The sequence below is a fragment of the Lysinibacillus sp. BS3 genome (assembly GCF_039614735.1).
In the GTDB taxonomy this organism is placed as follows: Bacteria; Bacillota; Bacilli; order Bacillales_A; family Planococcaceae; genus Lysinibacillus; species Lysinibacillus capsici.
The window spans coordinates 2,812,941-2,830,584 of record NZ_CP154860.1 but is presented as its reverse complement, the minus strand read 5'-3'; the positions used below and the strand labels follow the sequence as shown (position 1 = coordinate 2,830,584).

At 34.7% G+C, this 17,644-nt stretch carries 17 protein-coding genes; 9 read left to right on the top strand and 8 right to left on the bottom strand.

Annotation, left to right across the window (positions count from 1 at the left end):
* Window positions 1-129 precede the first annotated feature (129 nt).
* Window positions 130-1,137 (top strand): hypothetical protein, encoded by a 1,008-nt coding sequence (locus AAJG31_RS13885; RefSeq protein ID WP_279493491.1) that lies wholly within the window; start codon window positions 130-132, stop codon window positions 1,135-1,137.
* 150 nt (window positions 1,138-1,287) lie between these two features.
* Entirely contained in the window at window positions 1,288-2,436 is a 1,149-nt protein-coding gene (locus AAJG31_RS13880; protein WP_279493493.1) for a fused response regulator/phosphatase, read from the top strand.
* A gap of 39 nt (window positions 2,437-2,475) precedes the next feature.
* Here AAJG31_RS13880 and AAJG31_RS13875 read toward each other — a convergent pair whose 3' ends face one another.
* Both AAJG31_RS13875 and AAJG31_RS13870 read right to left on the bottom strand, forming a co-directional pair.
* Complete coding sequence (locus AAJG31_RS13875; RefSeq protein WP_279493495.1) at window positions 2,476-3,333, bottom strand: protein-glutamate O-methyltransferase CheR; 858 nt, start codon at window positions 3,331-3,333, stop codon at window positions 2,476-2,478.
* A gap of 5 nt (window positions 3,334-3,338) precedes the next feature.
* On the bottom strand, window positions 3,339-6,080 hold the full coding sequence (locus AAJG31_RS13870) for an ATP-binding protein (RefSeq protein ID WP_279493497.1): 2,742 nt from the start codon (window positions 6,078-6,080) through the stop codon (window positions 3,339-3,341).
* A gap of 184 nt (window positions 6,081-6,264) precedes the next feature.
* Here AAJG31_RS13870 and AAJG31_RS13865 point away from each other — a divergent pair, with 184 nt between their 5' ends.
* From AAJG31_RS13865 to AAJG31_RS13835, 7 genes are all read left to right on the top strand, one after another.
* Window positions 6,265-7,455, top strand: coding sequence for a M14 family metallopeptidase (locus AAJG31_RS13865; protein WP_103119020.1), 1,191 nt, complete (start codon window positions 6,265-6,267; stop codon window positions 7,453-7,455).
* A 180-nt stretch (window positions 7,456-7,635) separates the two neighbouring features.
* A complete protein-coding gene (locus tag AAJG31_RS13860; protein ID WP_004233468.1) occupies window positions 7,636-7,965 on the top strand; it encodes a PadR family transcriptional regulator in 330 nt (109 codons plus the stop codon).
* Window positions 7,962-8,369: a permease prefix domain 1-containing protein gene (locus AAJG31_RS13855; protein WP_048395459.1), complete on the top strand. Its 408-nt coding sequence runs from the start codon at window positions 7,962-7,964 to the stop codon at window positions 8,367-8,369. Before AAJG31_RS13860 ends, AAJG31_RS13855 begins: the two co-directional genes overlap by 4 nt.
* A 41-nt stretch (window positions 8,370-8,410) precedes the next feature.
* The gene (locus AAJG31_RS13850) at window positions 8,411-9,028 is read left to right on the top strand and encodes a hypothetical protein (RefSeq protein ID WP_305210629.1); all 618 of its coding nucleotides are present in this window, start codon (window positions 8,411-8,413) and stop codon (window positions 9,026-9,028) included.
* A gap of 12 nt (window positions 9,029-9,040) precedes the next feature.
* The gene (locus tag AAJG31_RS13845; protein WP_103119022.1) at window positions 9,041-10,072 is read left to right on the top strand and encodes an alpha/beta hydrolase; all 1,032 of its coding nucleotides are present in this window, start codon (window positions 9,041-9,043) and stop codon (window positions 10,070-10,072) included.
* Window positions 10,073-10,159: 87 nt separating this feature from the next.
* The gene (locus tag AAJG31_RS13840; protein ID WP_054548503.1) at window positions 10,160-10,567 is read left to right on the top strand and encodes a MarR family transcriptional regulator; all 408 of its coding nucleotides are present in this window, start codon (window positions 10,160-10,162) and stop codon (window positions 10,565-10,567) included.
* 144 nt (window positions 10,568-10,711) lie between these two features.
* Complete coding sequence (locus AAJG31_RS13835; protein ID WP_048395305.1) at window positions 10,712-11,371, top strand: hypothetical protein; 660 nt, start codon at window positions 10,712-10,714, stop codon at window positions 11,369-11,371.
* Window positions 11,372-11,773: 402 nt separating this feature from the next.
* On the opposite strand, the gene AAJG31_RS13830 is transcribed toward AAJG31_RS13835, so the two are convergent.
* The 6 genes from AAJG31_RS13830 to AAJG31_RS13805 form a co-directional block, all read right to left on the bottom strand.
* Window positions 11,774-12,853 carry an ankyrin repeat domain-containing protein gene (locus AAJG31_RS13830; protein WP_279493500.1) on the bottom strand — a complete coding sequence of 360 codons (1,080 nt, stop codon included), beginning with the start codon at window positions 12,851-12,853 and terminating at the stop codon, window positions 11,774-11,776.
* 247 nt (window positions 12,854-13,100) lie between these two features.
* On the bottom strand, window positions 13,101-14,582 hold the full coding sequence (locus AAJG31_RS13825) for a malate:quinone oxidoreductase (RefSeq protein WP_004233452.1): 1,482 nt from the start codon (window positions 14,580-14,582) through the stop codon (window positions 13,101-13,103).
* Window positions 14,583-14,971: 389 nt separating this feature from the next.
* Window positions 14,972-15,739: a nucleotidyltransferase domain-containing protein gene (locus tag AAJG31_RS13820; protein WP_066038332.1), complete on the bottom strand. Its 768-nt coding sequence runs from the start codon at window positions 15,737-15,739 to the stop codon at window positions 14,972-14,974.
* A gap of 95 nt (window positions 15,740-15,834) precedes the next feature.
* Window positions 15,835-16,770, bottom strand: a complete 936-nt coding sequence (locus AAJG31_RS13815; RefSeq protein WP_066038333.1) for a hypothetical protein — start codon at window positions 16,768-16,770, stop codon at window positions 15,835-15,837.
* Complete coding sequence (locus AAJG31_RS13810; protein WP_054548847.1) at window positions 16,767-17,324, bottom strand: sigma-70 family RNA polymerase sigma factor; 558 nt, start codon at window positions 17,322-17,324, stop codon at window positions 16,767-16,769. Before AAJG31_RS13810 ends, AAJG31_RS13815 begins: the two co-directional genes overlap by 4 nt.
* 124 nt (window positions 17,325-17,448) lie before the next feature.
* On the bottom strand, window positions 17,449-17,598 hold the full coding sequence (locus tag AAJG31_RS13805; protein ID WP_231595739.1) for a hypothetical protein: 150 nt from the start codon (window positions 17,596-17,598) through the stop codon (window positions 17,449-17,451).
* Window positions 17,599-17,644: the final 46 nt, after the last annotated feature.

The window sequence follows — 17,644 nt, the reverse complement described above, 5'->3', positions numbered from 1 at the left end:
ATGTCCCCTCCATTTTCAAATTGTTGCATGTTGTTCACGAATTTTTCATATTAATTTTTATACCCCATAATAACATATATTACCACGACTAATTAATGAGTACTGAAAATGATTAAAGGAGGAAAATGTATGACTTTAATTGATTCATATATTCACGAAGTGACTAAAAGGCTACATAAAAATAAACGTGAGATAATCAAGGTTGAACTAAAGGCTACTATTGAGGATATGTTGCCAGAGCAATATACAGAATCTGAGGTGAAGGAAGTAATTAAGAAGCTTGGAAGCCCTTCAGAAGTTGCTGCACGCTATCAGGATACTCCCCACTTTTTAATTGGTCCAAAGAATTTTGAACAATATACAAGAACCATCAAGCTAATTATTCCTTGGGCAATTCTTATTACGATCATTGTTCAAATAATAGAGAAGATGGTTCTCTATTCTGGAGAAGAAGCACTTCTCACAACCATTATTACAGCATTTGTAGGGATGATTGTTGCAATTATTGCTGTGTTATTTCACGTTTTGTTTTGGGTTACGGTTATTTTTATCATTAAGGACCGTTCTGGGGCTGAAAAGCTTTCGATCCCTTTTCTGAGAGATACCAAGCCATGGTCACCTGATGATTTAATACAAATTAAAAAGATTCCCAAAGATAAAATCATTCCTATAAGTGATACGATTTTTAGCCTTTTAGGAATACTTATTTTTTCTTTTGTTTACTGGAATGCCTATCGTCTTTTAGGTATTTATACAACGAATGACAACGGCAGCTTGAAATTTGTTATGCCTATCTTTAATCAAAATACTTTACAATCGTTTGTTCCCATGGTCTTACTATGTATTATCCTAAGCCTAACTTTAACCTTATTAAAATGGCGTGCAGGACAGTGGACAATGCCTATCGCCATCACTAATGCACTACTTCAAAGTGTAGGAACAATTGTGTTTATTTTAATAGCGATACACCAAGATTTTATTCACAGCGCCTCTATACCTTATATTGCGGCTATTACAGAAACAACCTCAGCTAAAGTTGCCTTCACTATTGATAAAATCCTACTTGTCAGTATGATTATTGCTGTTTTAGCAAATGTATTTGATATCTACCAAGGATTTAAAAAAGCGAAAATATAACGCCCTTCTTTTCATATACCTAGTAAACCATACAATCAAATCGCCAAAATACCTTTATTCTCTGATGTTTTGTATAATGATAAAGTTGAAAGTATTTTATATATGTGAAAAATAATCTGCACAATTCAATCAGAGTAAGGGGAAAGTACTATGACCATTCTTCTAGTAGATGACAATCAAGTCAATTTATTTGTCATTGAGAAAATACTAAAAAATGCAGGTTATGATAACTGTGTTTCTCTTTCATCTGCTTATGAGCTATTTGATTATTTACAATTAGATTCACCCAATCCGACAGGAAATTCAGTAGATTTAATTTTGTTAGATATTATGATGCCGGAAGTAGATGGTATTGAGGCCTGCAAACGCATTAAGCAAAATGAGAGATTAAAAGATATTCAAATCATTTTTGTTACAGCACTCGAGGATAAAAACAAACTGGCAGAAGCCCTAGACATTGGTGGTGTAGATTATATTACTAAACCAATTAATAAAACAGAGTTGCTTGCCAGAATGCGTGTTGCCTTACGTTTAAAGGCAGAATTAGACTGGCACACACAGCATGAAAAGAAAATACAATATGAACTAGATTTAGCAACCCATGTACAAAGGAGTCTTCTTAGCCCACCGTTAAATGAGAGGGACATCCGTATTGAAGTTTCTTATTTACCATCCTCTAATTTGGCAGGAGATATGTATTATTGGTACAAAATAGACGATCATCGTTATGCCATTATATTATTGGATATGATGGGTCACGGTATATCTGCAGCGTTGGTTTGTATGTTCATCTCCTCTGTTCTAAGAGAGGCGGTTAAGCAATTGGTGGAACCTGAACTTGTCATCCAAGAACTGAATCGTTATATGACGCTATTACAAGATGGGAAAGAGAATAATCTTTATTATTTTACAGCGATTTATTTAATCATTGATACAGAGCAAAAAACAGTCGAGTACATAAATGCTGGCCATCCTCCTGGATATGCACTAATCGATGAAAAAACATGTATTCCATTAGATCAGGGTAGCTGTGCAGTCGGTTTCTTCGATGAAATAAAAGTGAAAAAGCAATATATTAAATATGAGCATGACATTCAAATCGTGTTATTTACAGACGGTGTATTAGAGGCAATGGGACCCTGTGAATTAGAATCAGAAAAGCATTTGCAAACGCTAACATCCTCAAAGTGGGATTTTTCACAATGCCTAATCGATAACCTTTTGCCTAAGGATAAACAAGAGAATCAGCCTGATGACATGTGTGTTTTAATGATTCAAGCTAGCACTAATACTATATAAAAAAGCAGAGGCTATCCGTTAAAGATAGCCTCTTACTCATTAATACATTTTTTGATAAATTCTTTCGTTTCCAGAAATCTCCTTATACTTTGAAATAACCTCTTCAAATCGTAATGTTTCTTTATCCCCTAAGCATAAAAAACCTTTGTCACTTAGACTTTCATAAAATAATTGATGTACCTGGCTCTGAAGCTTAGGTGAAAAATAAATAAGAACATTTCTGCACAGAACAACATGAAATTCATTAAATGAATGATCTGTTACTAAATTATGTTGAGCAAAAATAATATTTTTCAATAATGTTGGATGAAAGTAAGCATATTGATAATCTGTTTGATAGTATTCTGAAAAAGCATGGGCACCTCCAGCAAGCATATAGTTTTTTGTATATGCCTGCATTTTATGAATTGGAAAGGCCCCCTTCTTAGCTTTTTCTAATACTTGCTCGTTCATATCTGTTGCATAAATTACAGATCTCTCTATTAGCCCCTCTTCTTGAAGCAAGATAGCCATAGAATATACTTCTTCACCTGTTGCACAGCCTGCATGCCAAATACGGATTTCTGGATATTCTCGTAAAACAGGGATGACCGTTTCACGAAAGGCCTTAAAAAAGCTTGGGTTGCGGAACATCTCTGTTACATTTATCGAAAAATCGTTTAATATCTGCTCTAAAAATTCTTTATCATGAATGACCTTTTCTTGTACACGTGAAATCGTTGAGATGTTATTTATTCCCATCCTATTGTAGATTCTGCGTGAAATGGATGAACGATTATATTGCCGAAAATCATAACCCGATAAACGATAAATAGCTTCTAGTAACAAATCAATTTCTAAATTTGTATGCTTATTTAATTGTATATTTTGCTCCAAAGGCTGAAATTGTTGTTCCATGTTCATTAACTCCCCTTAGAAACTAACCATACTCTTAAAACTGATATTAATTGATCTAAATTTAATGGCTTACTAATATAATCAGATGCACCTGCCTGCAATGATTTATCACGGTCATTTTTCATCGCTTTAGCAGTCAATGCAATGATTGGCAAATCGATACGTTTCATTTGCTGACGAATAATAGTCATTGCTTCATAGCCATCCATATTAGGCATCATTATATCCATCAGAACAAGATCGATATCTGGATTAGCCTGCAAGACCTCTAAACATTCTAGTCCATCTTTGGCAACTAGAATATGCATGCCTCTTTTTTCTAATGCCGTTTTCAACGCATAAATATTACGGTTATCATCATCAACTATTAAAATATTTTTCCCTTGAAACACCTCAACCTCATGTTGAAGGGCTTCTTCCATTGCTACTGGCTGCTCTTTGATTTGTTCCTCTTCCACCGTCGTCACTGCCACTTCGTTCATGGCAAGCTTTTGGCAATGCTCCTCTTCAATTCCATTTGGTAGACTCGGAATCGTTAACGTAAAGCTACTACCTTGTCCTTCAGTACTTTGTAATGTAATCCATCCACCAAGTAATTTTGCAAATTCCTTACAAATAGAAAGACCAAGACCCGTTCCACCATATTTTCGGACCGTAGCTCCATCTGCTTGTTGGAATGATTCAAAAATTAGCTGGTGTTTGTCTTTTGGAATACCTATTCCTGTATCTGAAACAGTAATTTCTAACCAATCCGTACTTATATCCTGCATATTGTTTGTTAGTTGTTGAGGTGTAAGCTGGTTAATGTCTAATGTGACAGATCCCTGCTCAGTAAATTTAAAGGCATTCGATAATAAATTCTTTAAGATTTGCTGAAATCTCTTCTCATCCGTATAGAATACATCCACTACATGATCTGCCTTTGAAATATGGAATGCTAAGTTTTTCTTCCTCGCAACTGGCGCAAAGGTATGTTCAATTTGTACAGGTACTTCGCTCATATTCACTTCATTAAAAATAATATCAAGCTTCCCGGCCTCCACTTTAGATAAATCTAATATGTCATTGATTAGAGCTAGCAAGTCCTCTCCTGAAGAATGAATAACTTTAGCAAACTCTGCTTCCTCGTCTGTTAGGTTGTGTTGGCTATTTTCTGCTAGCATTTCAGATAATATTAATATGCTGTTTAAAGGTGTTCTTAATTCATGTGACATATTCGCTAAAAATTCGGATTTGTAATTAGAGTTAAGGATAAGCTGCTCTGCACTTTCTTCTAATTCCTTCTTCGCTTTCTCTAGCTCTCTTGATTTGGACTCTGCCTCTTTCGTGCGTTCCTCAAGCTGCTCATTAATCATAGTCAGCTCTTCTGTCTGCATTTGTAATTCCTCTGATTGTGTTTGAAGCTCCTCTGATTGGACCTGTAATTCCTCTGTCATTGCTCTAGATTCATTCAATAGACGTACAATTTCCATACGCCCTAAAACACTATTAACTGTTAGTCCAAAGGTTTCAGTAACCTGTCTCACTAATTCTTGCTGTAACTTACTGAATTTAGCCATTGTTGCTATTTCAACAACCGCTATAACTTCATTTTCAAAAATGACAGGAATCAATAAAATATTTTGTGGTCTAATTTCACCTAATCCCGTTTTGATTAAACGATAGTCTCTCGGAATATTATCATAGAATAGCACTCTCTTTTCTAATGCACATTGACCGATTAACCCTTGTCCTATTTTGAAACTCTCCATGCCAACACAATCATCCGTGTCAGCAAAAGCAGCCTTTTTCACAAACTGTACTTGGTTCTCTGTTACTTCCCGAACATAAAATGCGCCAAGGGATGCTTGGGTTTTCTGTGCTACTTCTGATAGGAAGGTCTCCGCTAATTTTGTAATTGCTGAAATACCTTGATAATTTGTCACGATTTCAGCTACATTGCTTTGTAGCCATTCCCTCTTTTCGACGGACTCTAAAAGCGTATTCGTTGCATTAGCAAGTTCATTCACTTCATCGTTGGTATTCACATGGATTCTTCTTGTAAAATCACCTTTTGTAGCTGCTATTTCTTGAATTGTTTGTGTTACTTCCGTTATCGTTTTTACAATTGAACGGGAAATGCCACTAGCGATAGCAATAGCTATTGTAGAAACTAAAATTAAGATCCCAAATAAAGCACTAGTTAATTTACTATTTTGCTTGTCTAACTGATTTGCCTTTGCCTGTGTATAAGCATTTTCAGTGGCACGGAATGAATCGAATAGTTTGCGCATTTTTTCCATATCCTGACGACCATTATCCACTTTAAAAAAATCATTTAATGCTTCTACATTATTATCCTTTTTATATTGAATAGTTGGTTCGCCTGACGTTGCAACCCAATGTTCAATTGTTTCCTCTATCTCTTTAAGTTTGTCCTGCTGAGCTGGTTTATCTTTCATTTGTTGATAGAGTTCATTAAAATCTATTTTCCAATTTTCAGCTGCATTATCATAGGGTTCCAGATAACTCTGCTTACCCGTAATGATGAAAGCCCGCTGACTTGATTCCATATCCAAAATATATTTTTCAATTTCATTCGTTAAAGTTAGAACATTGGAATCGTACTTAATAATAAAATTTCTTTCCTTCTGCAAAGATGTAATTTGATTATTTAATATGACAACCGTCGCAAGTAGGCAAAGAATGATTACGATATAACCTAATGAAATCTTTGAGCGTATACCCAATTTTAATCTATTTAACATTTGGTTTTCCTACCTTTACCTTTCTTTTACTTTAGTATGATTACTAGTATACATGTAAAAATAACTCATTTTCTCCTATTTTAGATTCATCATAAAGAAATTTTGCTGATTTTGTATCAATAAGTCTCTGTATTTTTCATATACATTTTATATTGAACCATTTCTAATTAAGGAGAGAAAACATGTGGATATTATCGTAAGACCAGGAGATTCACTTTGGCATTTCAGTGAGGTATTTAAAATTCCTCTTCAACTCATTTTAGATTCTAATGAAAATATAAACCCCCAATTTTTAAGAGTTGGACAACGGGTTCGTATTCCTGGTTTTGTGACCAACAACTATCAAATTAAACAAGGAGACTCTTTTTGGCAGATTGCCCAGAGCCGAAACCTCCCCCTAGTCGCCCTATTGCTTGTTAATCCTGATCTCAATCCAAATCGATTACAAATCGGTCAAATAATTCGCATACCCCAACGTATCACATGGCGTTTAGTTGAAGGTAAGCAAACTTACACGTATACCCATATGATAAATGATCTCAGAAAGCTCCTTGATGCATATCCTTTTCTTCATAGCTCAAACATTGGCAGTTCCGTTTTAGGGAAGGAGCTACCTGAGCTGTCGATTGGCCATGGTGCAAAACGTGTACACTATAATGGCTCCTTCCATGCAAACGAATGGATTACTACACCTATTATTCTAACATTTTTAAATGACTATTTGCTCGCCCTCACCAATCAAAGTAGTATTCGTGGAATTTCTCCATTTTCTCTTTATCAGCAAACATTCCTTTCTATCGTTCCTATGGTAAATCCTGATGGCGTAGATTTAGTAATACAAGGCCCACCAAATGATGAAGCATTAAGAAATCAACTAATTGCATGGAATAATGATAACGCTGATTTTTCTGGCTGGAAAGCAAATATTCATGGAATTGATTTGAATGACCAATTCCCTGCCAAATGGGAGCTTGAAAGTGCCCGTAATCCAAAAACACCAGGGCCAAGAGATTATGGTGGTGAAAGACCACTATCTGAACCTGAAGCCATTGCAATGGCTGATTTGACCAAGCAACGTGATTTTTCAAGAGTATTAGCCTTTCATACACAGGGACGTGTCATATATTGGGGTTTTGAAAATCTAGAGCCCCCAGAATCAGAGGTGCTTGTAAATGAATTTAGTAGAGTAAGTGGCTATGAGCCCGTTCAATCTGCTGGAAGCTATGCTGGTTATAAAGATTGGTTTATTCAAGATTGGCGTAGACCAGGCTTCACTGTTGAATTAGGAAGTGGTACAAATCCTTTACCAATCAGCCAGTTTGATGACATTTACGAGGAGTCTTTAGGGATTTTCCTTGCTGCATTGTATATGTAAAAAGAGTACTCGAACTCCATTCGCTATGAAATAGTCCTTTTGGGCTTTTCAGCGAATGGGTTTTTTTATTGAAAATCTCATCATCATTGTAAAAAAAGGGGAATAAATTACTTTGACAGACAGAGTAATGTTTGCTACTATTACTCTGACAGATAGAGCAATAAAAAAAGTAGGTGACTTATGGTTCGCAGTGATATTATCCGAGGACATTTGGATTCGATTATTTTACGGTTAATTTCAGAAAAAGACCGTTATGGCTACGAAATTTCTCAGGAAATAAGTCTCCGTACAAACAATCGGTTTCAAATCAAGGAAGCAACTTTGTATGCAGTTTTTCAACGTCTCGAAAAAAAAGAAATTATTGAAGCCTATTATGGAGATGTCTCACATGGAGGCAAAAGAAAGTATTACCGTATTACATCATTAGGTAAGGCCTATTTAAATGAGCTAGTGAAAGAATGGTCGGAAGTAAAGGAAATAATCGATTTATTTATGGAGGGCTTAGAATGAAAAGAATAAAAAACCATATTGATGAGCTTTTTAAAGACATTCCTCGAACTAACGAAACGGAAATGGTTAAACAAGAAATCATTGAAAATCTTGAAGAAAAAGTATTTTATTTGATGGACCAAGGTAAAGAACAAGAGGATGCCATTAATAAAGCCATTGTAGAATTTGGAGATATCGAAGACTTAAAGCAAGAGTTAGGTGTTAAAGAACCAGCAAAGAAAAACATGGCTAAATTAAACTTAGAATTTTCAATTTGGGGTAGTGGCTTAATCATTGCATTTTTTATTTTTATTAATCTTTATTACACACCACATACTATTTGGGCAATCTATCCGATTTTCGCCATTCTTTGGTGGCCTTTATCGATGTACTTTGTGTGGTCTCGTAAGAAATGGGGTGAATAAACATGAGGAACTTTATTAACTTTTCTATAGCGGGGAGCTTGATGACAATGATTTTTTTAGGGGTTGTTAATTATACGACATCTCCTCAAACAATGTGGTTTGTATATCCATGCTTATTGCTACTGTTTTGGCCTATTACGTTATTCTATATGGCTAAAAAATTGTATAAACAATACTCAATTGTTTGTAGTGCCTTAATTATTACATTTCTAATAGTTGAAAATTATATTTACGCACCAGATCATTTATGGTTTATCTATGCGATTTATCCAATTATCTGGTGGCCAATCCTCATGTACTTAGATGAAAAGGCAAAAACGTTAAAAACAGCTCTAATTGGATGTGCTTCTACCATCATCTATTACTCTATATTGAATATGATTGTATCTCCTCAATACCCTTGGGCAATTTATCCTGCTTTTTTAGTGATATGGTGGCCTCTAGCTTTATATCACGCGCAACGAAAAACCTTTGTAGCATTCTCCGTTACAGCTACGATACTAATTAGTATCTTTTTCATTACAGTAAATGTTGTTTCTTCACCAAGCGTTATATGGGCGATTTACCCTATTTTTGTGACACTTTGGTGGCCTCTGAGTATGTATTTTTATGTGTATAAAAGAAAAATGTATCATGCTAGCTTTATGAAACGCATGTAAAGTAGGTATTGTATGAAAAGGATTAAAAAGTTCATTAAATATCTTGTCTTGATTATGACCTCCTTACTATTATTAGCACTTGTATTTCCAACATGGACATCATCTATAGAGGACATGAACAGCATCAGTACGCTAGAACAGGTAGAAATTAACGGCAGTGACCATGAAATCATGATACGGGGCCATAACAAAAATAATCCTGTCATCATCTTTGTCCATGGCGGACCAGGTCGCTCTGAAATACCCTACGCTAAAAAATATCAAGATTTATTGGAAACCGAATTTACAGTGGTAAATTATGATCAAAGGGCTAGTGGGAAGTCTTATCATTTTTTTGAGGACTACTCAAATCTTTCATCTGATTTGCTTGTGGAGGATTTACTAGCACTGACTGACTATATTGCTAATCATCTAGATAAAGAAAAAATTATCTTAATTGGTCATTCCTACGGTACCTATATTGCCACACAAGCAGCTGCTAAAGCTCCTGATAAATATGAGGCCTATGTAGGGATTGGTCAAATGAGTAATACCGTTGAAAGTGAGATGGACAGTTTACACTTTACGATCAAACAGGCTCAGCTTAAGAGTAACACAGAGGATGTTGCACATTTACAGAGGTTAATGGAGGAAATTAGTAGTGGTAAAACATTTACGCCTCGTCATTTAGTGAGCAAATACGGTGGAGCTACAAGACTTATTACTAACCCTGATGGAAATATGTTAGGGATGCTTTTTAGTACTGAATATAATTTGTTAGATATTATTCGATATAGCAAAGGGATATCCCTATCCCAAGAAGTCTTAGTAAACGAAGTCTTGCAGTCCCCACTTCCTGCGAAAGTCAATTCACTGACTCTTCCCTTCTATTTTGTAATGGGGGATTATGATTATCAAACATCATCGAATAGCGCTAAAAAGTACTTCGACCAAATTATCGCGAAGAAAAAAGAATTCATAGCATATGAACAATCTGCTCACTACCCCCAGTTCGAAGAAAAAGAGAGATTTTTCGAATGGATGCGTACGACTTTTAAAAAATAAATATTTCTTAAAGTAATTCTACACTTGGTAGCATTTATTTAATTGCTATATAATTTAATTATTAAATATTTTAGTGGACGTGATTATATGCCAGAAAATCTAAACAATGTAGAAATTATTATGAAAGAAATGCTGGAAATACAGCAGAAGTCGAAAATGTTTGTAGATCTTTTATCTGAAGGAGAAGCGTTATCACAAAACCAATTAATATTACTCCTACAGCTAAAAATAAATAATGGGATGAAGGCAACAGAAATTGCTGAATTCTTTAGTGTAACACCCGGAGCTGTAACTTCCATGTGCGATAAACTGGAAAAACTCGAACTCATACAAAGAATTAGAGAAAATAATGATCGACGTGTGGTCAAAATGGCTTTAACCAATATTGGTGACATGAAGGTTCAAGAAATCTTTTTAAAGTTTTCTCAGGATAAACTCATAGACATGGCCAACATCTTACGCGAAGTAAACCAATTAATGAATAAAATTTTTTAGGATTTCAACAAATTGAAATCCTTTTTTTATTGTTTAATTTAAGCTGTGCTTTTGTTCTTGACAAATGGAAGTAGCATATAATTTAATTAATATATATTTTAATAATTAAAATATATATTAATTAAATTATAATGAGGTGACTTTATGTTTCAAAAACTCCGTACCCTTACACAAACGAATGGCACCGTTAAACATTTGGATGCTGATTATGAACAATTAAACATTCGAGGCGCTGTATCGTTACAACAAGAAGTACACTTAATAAAAGTGTCCACTCATGGTCATAGCTCCTTCTATTATCCAGTTACAGCGCAGATATTTAATAGTACTGGCTCGTGTAAGTTAAAGGATTATTGCCAAATCGGAGAACTTACAAATGCTGGGAATATTAAAATACGTAATGGTTTTATCCAAAAAATCAATAGTTCTGGAAAGCTAATGGTTGAAGAGAAATTACAGAGCGAGCAATTTGATGCCATTGGAATAGTCAAGGCTGCGGAAATAATCGCTCATCACTTTCATTTGAAGTTATCGGGAGAAAGCGGAATTGACAGGTTAAGGGCTGAAAATGTGGTAATAGAAAAGGATAGGATAACCCTTCTTCCGTTATTTAAAAAAATATTACGCTGTCACACAATAAGTGGAAAACACCTACAATTATCTAATACGAATGCAGAGTTTGTGGAAGGGGAAGTCGTCCATGTTGGGGAAAATAGTGTGATTGGGACACTTTACTATACGGATGATTATTCGATAGCTTCGAGTTCAAAGGTGCACCACATTATACGGAGGGAAAAAGAATGATACTTCTAAAAATGCTAAAGACTTTTTTTTGCTCATTAGCTTTAGTGGTATTATCTGTACTTTATGTTGGATTACTTTTAAGCGCTGGCTTATCCATACTCGCTGGTTTTTTACGAACATTCGGAGTGGATCAAATTAAAATGGGCCTTTGGTATGGCGTAGAACTTCCTGTTATGTTCAGCATCCCCTTCGCCCTGTTAATAGCCCTACTGTTGTTCTTTTGTGCCATATATATTAAACGTTCTATTGTTTTTTGTTTGTCAACTCTTCGAATATAGAGCAATAAAAAGTAAGCATATTTCTTAGAAAGAATATGCTTACTCTCATCGACTTTTAAGTTGAATAGCAGGGAGGCTCATTTAATCAGTTGATTCACATTTTTATCAGTAGCTTAAAACATTGCTATAGTTCTCCTTCAAGAAAACGGATAAGGTATATTTCAGGTCTACCAATAAATTCTTTAAAACTACATAAATTAGCATACTCCTCATGCTCCACATCATAGCACCCTATATGGCCTTCTCCTTTTGGGTTCCAGACTATTTGCAAATCAGAGTAATTGTCGATATTTGCGGAAAGAAGGAGGAGCTCTCTATGACCTAGTTTCATCTCAATTGTATCAGTTAGTTTGAAAAAATCGATAAAGTGAATTTCATAATCATTTGGTGCAAGCTCAAAATGTAGTCGATCTCCTGTCAGAAAATTAATCAATTCATCTGGTAACTTGTATTTTTTCAATGTCTCTTTTTTGTTTTCAATAGTATGGAGTTCTATTGGTTCTAAAGCCTTTAAGTAATTTGCTAGTTCCATATTTTTCATACGTACAGCAATTGTATAAGCTCTCTCACCATCTTTCTCCGCTAAAGTGACGTTTGCACCTCGTTCAATCAAATAGTTCACCATAGCTATATTTCCCATTCTTGTTGCAACTGTTAATGGTGTTGCTTCATAGGGATAGACCATATCAGGCTTTTGATAATTAATATCTACTCCTTGATCAAGTAAATAAGTGACTGTTTTTTTATCAAAATTCGACACAGCCTGACGCAATACAGGACCTCCATGCTGCTTTATATCAAGCCCAAGTTCATGAATAAGAGGGATATTTCTTTTATTGCCATAGTAGGCCTGAGAATAGGCTCCAGATCCCACTTGGTTATAGCCATCTAATTTTGCTCCTTGTTCAACAAGGTAACGTACTATATTTTCTTTACAATATCGAACAGCTCTTAAAAAAGAAGGATTTTTTTCCACATTTAAATTAACCCCATATCCAACTAATAATTTTACTACATCCAATCTTTGTGCAATCAACGCTAAATCCAATGGGCTTAATGATGTATGCTGACTTAAACATATCTCTTCTTCAATATTCCAGCCTTTATCCCTCGCAACTCGCAAAGCTGTAATATTGCCAGTATAGATATACATTGCAAGCTCTGGTAGTTCTGAAAATGTTCCAATATCCTGTAGCTTAATCATCTATAGATTAGCTCCCTTCTTATTGTATATACAAAGTATAGGAAACTACCATCTATATCACAATGGGACATAGAGCTATAGTGTCATAAAATACAGGGCAAGATTTATAGCAAATTTGATGGTTCTTTTATTAAAAAGAAGGCAATTGGATTTAAAATTTCCCAGGAAAGAATTTATTCAAATTAAAAAGAGCTCTCAATCAGAATAGATTGAGAGCTCTTTCTTAAACGCTTACCATGACTTATTTTTATTTTAAGCCAAGTGCTTTATCTGTTGTTGCATTTATTTCTTTTAAAAGCTCAGGGTTTTCTGCTAATGATAGACCATAAGATGGAATCATTTCTTTAATTTTTGGTTCCCACTCCTTGATATGTTGAGGGAAACATTTATTAAGAACTTCAAGCATAACATGTACAGCCGTAGATGCACCTGGTGAAGCCCCTAGTAAAGCTGCAATCGAGCCATCAGAAGCACTTACAACTTCTGTACCGAATTGAAGTGTTCCTTTACCGCCAGCTTCCGTATCTTTAATTACTTGTACACGTTGTCCAGCTACGATAATATCCCAATCATCACTTTTTGCATTTGGAATGAACTCACGTAACTCTTCCATACGTTGTTCTTTTGAAAGCATAAGCTGTTGGATTAAATACTTTGTTAAGCCCATCTCTTTCACGCCCGCAGCTAATAAAGTTGTGATATTATGCGGTTTTACAGAAGCAAATAAATCCATATTTGAACCTGTTTTTAAGAACTTAGGAGAGAAACCTGCGAATGGTCCAAATAGTAATGATTTCTTGTTATCAATATAACGTGTGTCAAGATGCGGAACCGACATTGGTGGAGCACCAACTTTTGCTTTTCCGTATACTTTTGCATGATGTTGTTCAGCTATTTCTGGATTATTACATGCTAAGAATAGACCGCTAATTGGGAATCCACCAATATGTTTCCCTTCAGGAATACCTGATTTTTGTAGTAATTCTAAGCTTCCTCCACCAGCTCCAAGGAAGACAAATTTTGCTGAATGATATTCCATTTTACAGCCATCTAAATCGTGCACACGTACTTCCCATGTACCATCACTAGCTTGTTTTAAACTTTCAACACTATGATTATAGTTAACATCTACATCTTTTGCTTTTAAGTGATCAATTAACATACGTGTTAAAGCACCAAAGTTAACATCTGTACCAGTGTCAATTTTCGTTGCAGCAATGTCTTCACCAGCAGGACGATTTTCCATAATAAGTGGAATCCATTTTTTTAGTGTTTCAGGGTCATTAGAAAATTCCATTCCTTCAAATAAAGGATTTTTTGTCATCGTTTCATGACGTTTCTTTAGAAACTCAACATTTTCTTTCCCTTGTACTAAACTCATATGTGGTAAAGGCATAATGAAGTCTTGTGGATTATTGATCAGCTTATTGTTTACAAGATACGACCAAAACTGTCTTGAAACATGGAACTGTTCATTAACATTAATCGCTTTTTTGATATCGATTGATCCGTCTTTTTTCTCTGATGTGTAGTTCAGCTCACATAATGCAGCATGTCCAGTTCCCGCATTGTTTAATTCGTGAGAACTTTCCTCGCCTGCTTTTTCAAGCTTTTCAAACACTGTAATTTTCCAATCTGGTGCTAATTCTTTGAGTAATGTTCCCAAAGTTGCACTCATGATTCCGGCACCAATTAAGATAACATCTGATTTAATTTGTCTGTTACTCATTTTTACCTTCCTTATATGTTAAGATTTGCAGAAAGGATGTAAGCACTCCCACTTTAGAAGTACTGTAGCCATGGAGCAACCTCGGAGCACACCATTTCTGTATCAATTATTACCTTATTGCAGTTTATCACAATTAGTTCAAGAATAAAATATCAACTATTTATATGAGAGTTATCAGCTTTTTTCGAGCCTTTCCAATCATAATTCAAGCAAAAAAATCACTTTTTGTTCTAGATAAAAATTGAATTATTTAAGCTTATTGGAATAATCGGCCTAAAAATGGTTGACATTTTCATAAAAAATAGGTTCTTTTTATTATTATATCTGTATAATAACATATAAATATGAAGCTCGTCTTGTATCTGAACTAACTTTCAATTTTCCACAGATTAACTTTCGATTGGGCTTTTTATATGCCAGCCATCTATATGAAAACCACCCATTTGTATGAGCACATACTCTACTACTGCTTCATATGACGCCATCATCTTTTCAGCATTGTCCTCATGCATTGCTCTCATAAAAATTTCTCTAAAGTCCTCATCTGGAAATGCTGACTTACTATATTTTTGCAGGTAAATTGGATCTTCAAGATAGGCATAGATTTGATAAAAGGGTATCGTTTCTAGATTTAAAAACTGACAGTACACCAAAAATAAATTGGCTAATGAGTTATGGTAGGTAAAGGAAAAGTCCATTCTATCCTGCTCATAACAATCCTTTAAATTATCTAGTGCATCCCATAGTTCATATTTTTTTATTTCTAAGACCGTTTCATTCATTGTGTTATATTTTTCTTCGAGCCATTCCTCTGCCTCAAATTTCAAGTCTTTTATTATTCCAGTATAATCAAATAAAATCCTACCTGTTTTAAATTGGACCATCGACATAGTTCTTCTTTTTTTAAAATCATCTTGGAAATACCCACGAATTTGACTTGATGGATTCGCAAAGTATTCAATTAAAAAACCATCAATAACACGATTCCCTCTTTCCCTCCACCCCACATTATCCGCCAAAATAATATGAACATCAATATCAGAGCGCTTAGAGGGATTTCCAGTAATATAGCTCCCACATACGAGCGCTCCTACAACTTCCTCTTTATCTTGCCATGCTTTCAGGAACGTTTCTAAGGCTATTTTCCATTTTGCCATTGATATCATTCACTCCCTTTTTAATTGATTTATTTCTACAATACTATTGAAAAAACAGAAAACCTTTAAATACGTTTTCTGTTTTTATCTGCTTCTTATTTAATTTCTTTAACAGTTAATTTCTTTTGGCTAACTTCATAAGTGACTACCACGTTTTTAATAAACGCCGTATCATCATAGGAGAGACTAGCTTCAAATTCTATGGTAGCATCTCCCTTCCATCTAAGATGATCCACATAGCTATAGTTTTCATGATCTGTTCGAATCCAAGTATCTAACCCTTGCTCAGCACCATATTTAACCCTTGAAGATTCTACTAACTCTGGGCTTACCATTCGCTCTTCCACATTGATGACTTCAACAAATTCACTTTTATTAGAGTTCGTGACAATAGCAATTAATTTCTGATCAGGTGAAGGAATTATCTCTTTAATATACATTGATGGACTGGAGAAGCTAGAATATGCCTCTAGCACATCATCTTTTATACGCCAAAGAACATTTTGGCTTCCGTAATCTGAATAATTATTGAATAAAGTAAAGAAGACGCTCCCATCTGCTAATTTATATACCTGCTGACTTTTAAAGCTTCCCGATAAAATATCGACAGCAAAAATAGCCGAATTTGCAATTTTTTTGTTATCACTTTGTATAAATGGCTGAATAGCCTTTAACGCCTTATTTCTCAACTTTTCATCATTATAGCTCTCTACTAGTCTATTTATTGCAATATAGATATACTCCTCTTTGTCACTATCTAGAGCTTTTAGAAATTTATCTGCATCATATTTTGTAGCTGGCATTAGTTCCATGTCCTCTGCTGATAAATAACGAATATAAAGCTCATTATTTTGATGTTTATAGTAAGCTGCTGCTATTGTGGCAGTAGAAACTGAGCTTACGATCATCATACTTATTACCACAGCGAGCCATTTTTTAGAAAAACTTTTCTTCTTTACTTCATAGTTGGCGGCTTCAATTAACTCTTCCTCTATAAATCCAATTTCACGATATAACTCCTCTTTTTTCATATATATAATCCCTCGCTTTCCAAATAAAATCTCAGTTTATTACGTGTCCTAAATAAGTTGGACTTAACTTTACTACTACTCATTTGAAAGTGTAAGGAAATATCTTTTATAGAATAGGAGTACCAATATCGTTGAATAAATATATTTCTAGATTGTTCATCTAAGGTATATAAAAATTGGCTAATGTATTGAGCAAGTTCACCCGCTTCATAGGATGTTTCTACCGTATGAGAAGAAGCTAGACATTCTTCCAGCTCTGTGAGAATGACCTCAAACTCATTGTTTCTCTTTTTGGCTGTATTATAGCTATGCTTATCAAGTGCAATATTACGTATGATTCTCCCTAAAAAAATAGATAGTTTTCTTGGTATCTGTGGAGGGATTGTGTTCCATGCAGCTAGGTAGGCATCATTCTCACATTCTTCAACATCCCTCAAATTTGCCAAGATTCTTCTTGCTATTACTCTACAATATGCTCCATATTTTTTCCTTGTTTCCAAAATAGCCTGCTGTGAGCGTTGTATGTATAAAGCAACTATTTTTTCATCGTCCATTTGCATTTTCTCCTTTTATGTACTCTTACTTATAAAGTAGATAATCCAAACAATTGGTTGCATGTTGTGGCAAAAATTCTGGTAATGAAAAAACCGCACTCTTTTAGGTACGGTTCTCCACATTTCAAAATAAATTAGATAAAAATGTTTGTATTGATGTAGGTAATAGCTGAAAGAATAATCCCTCATATTTAATATCCAGTATACCAGCGACAACAATAACAACGAAAATTAACAATAGAAAGATTTTCTTATTTTTAGAAATCCAATTCAATAGATGCCACTCCTCTGTCCTAATAGTAAGCATGTTTAGTATAAGT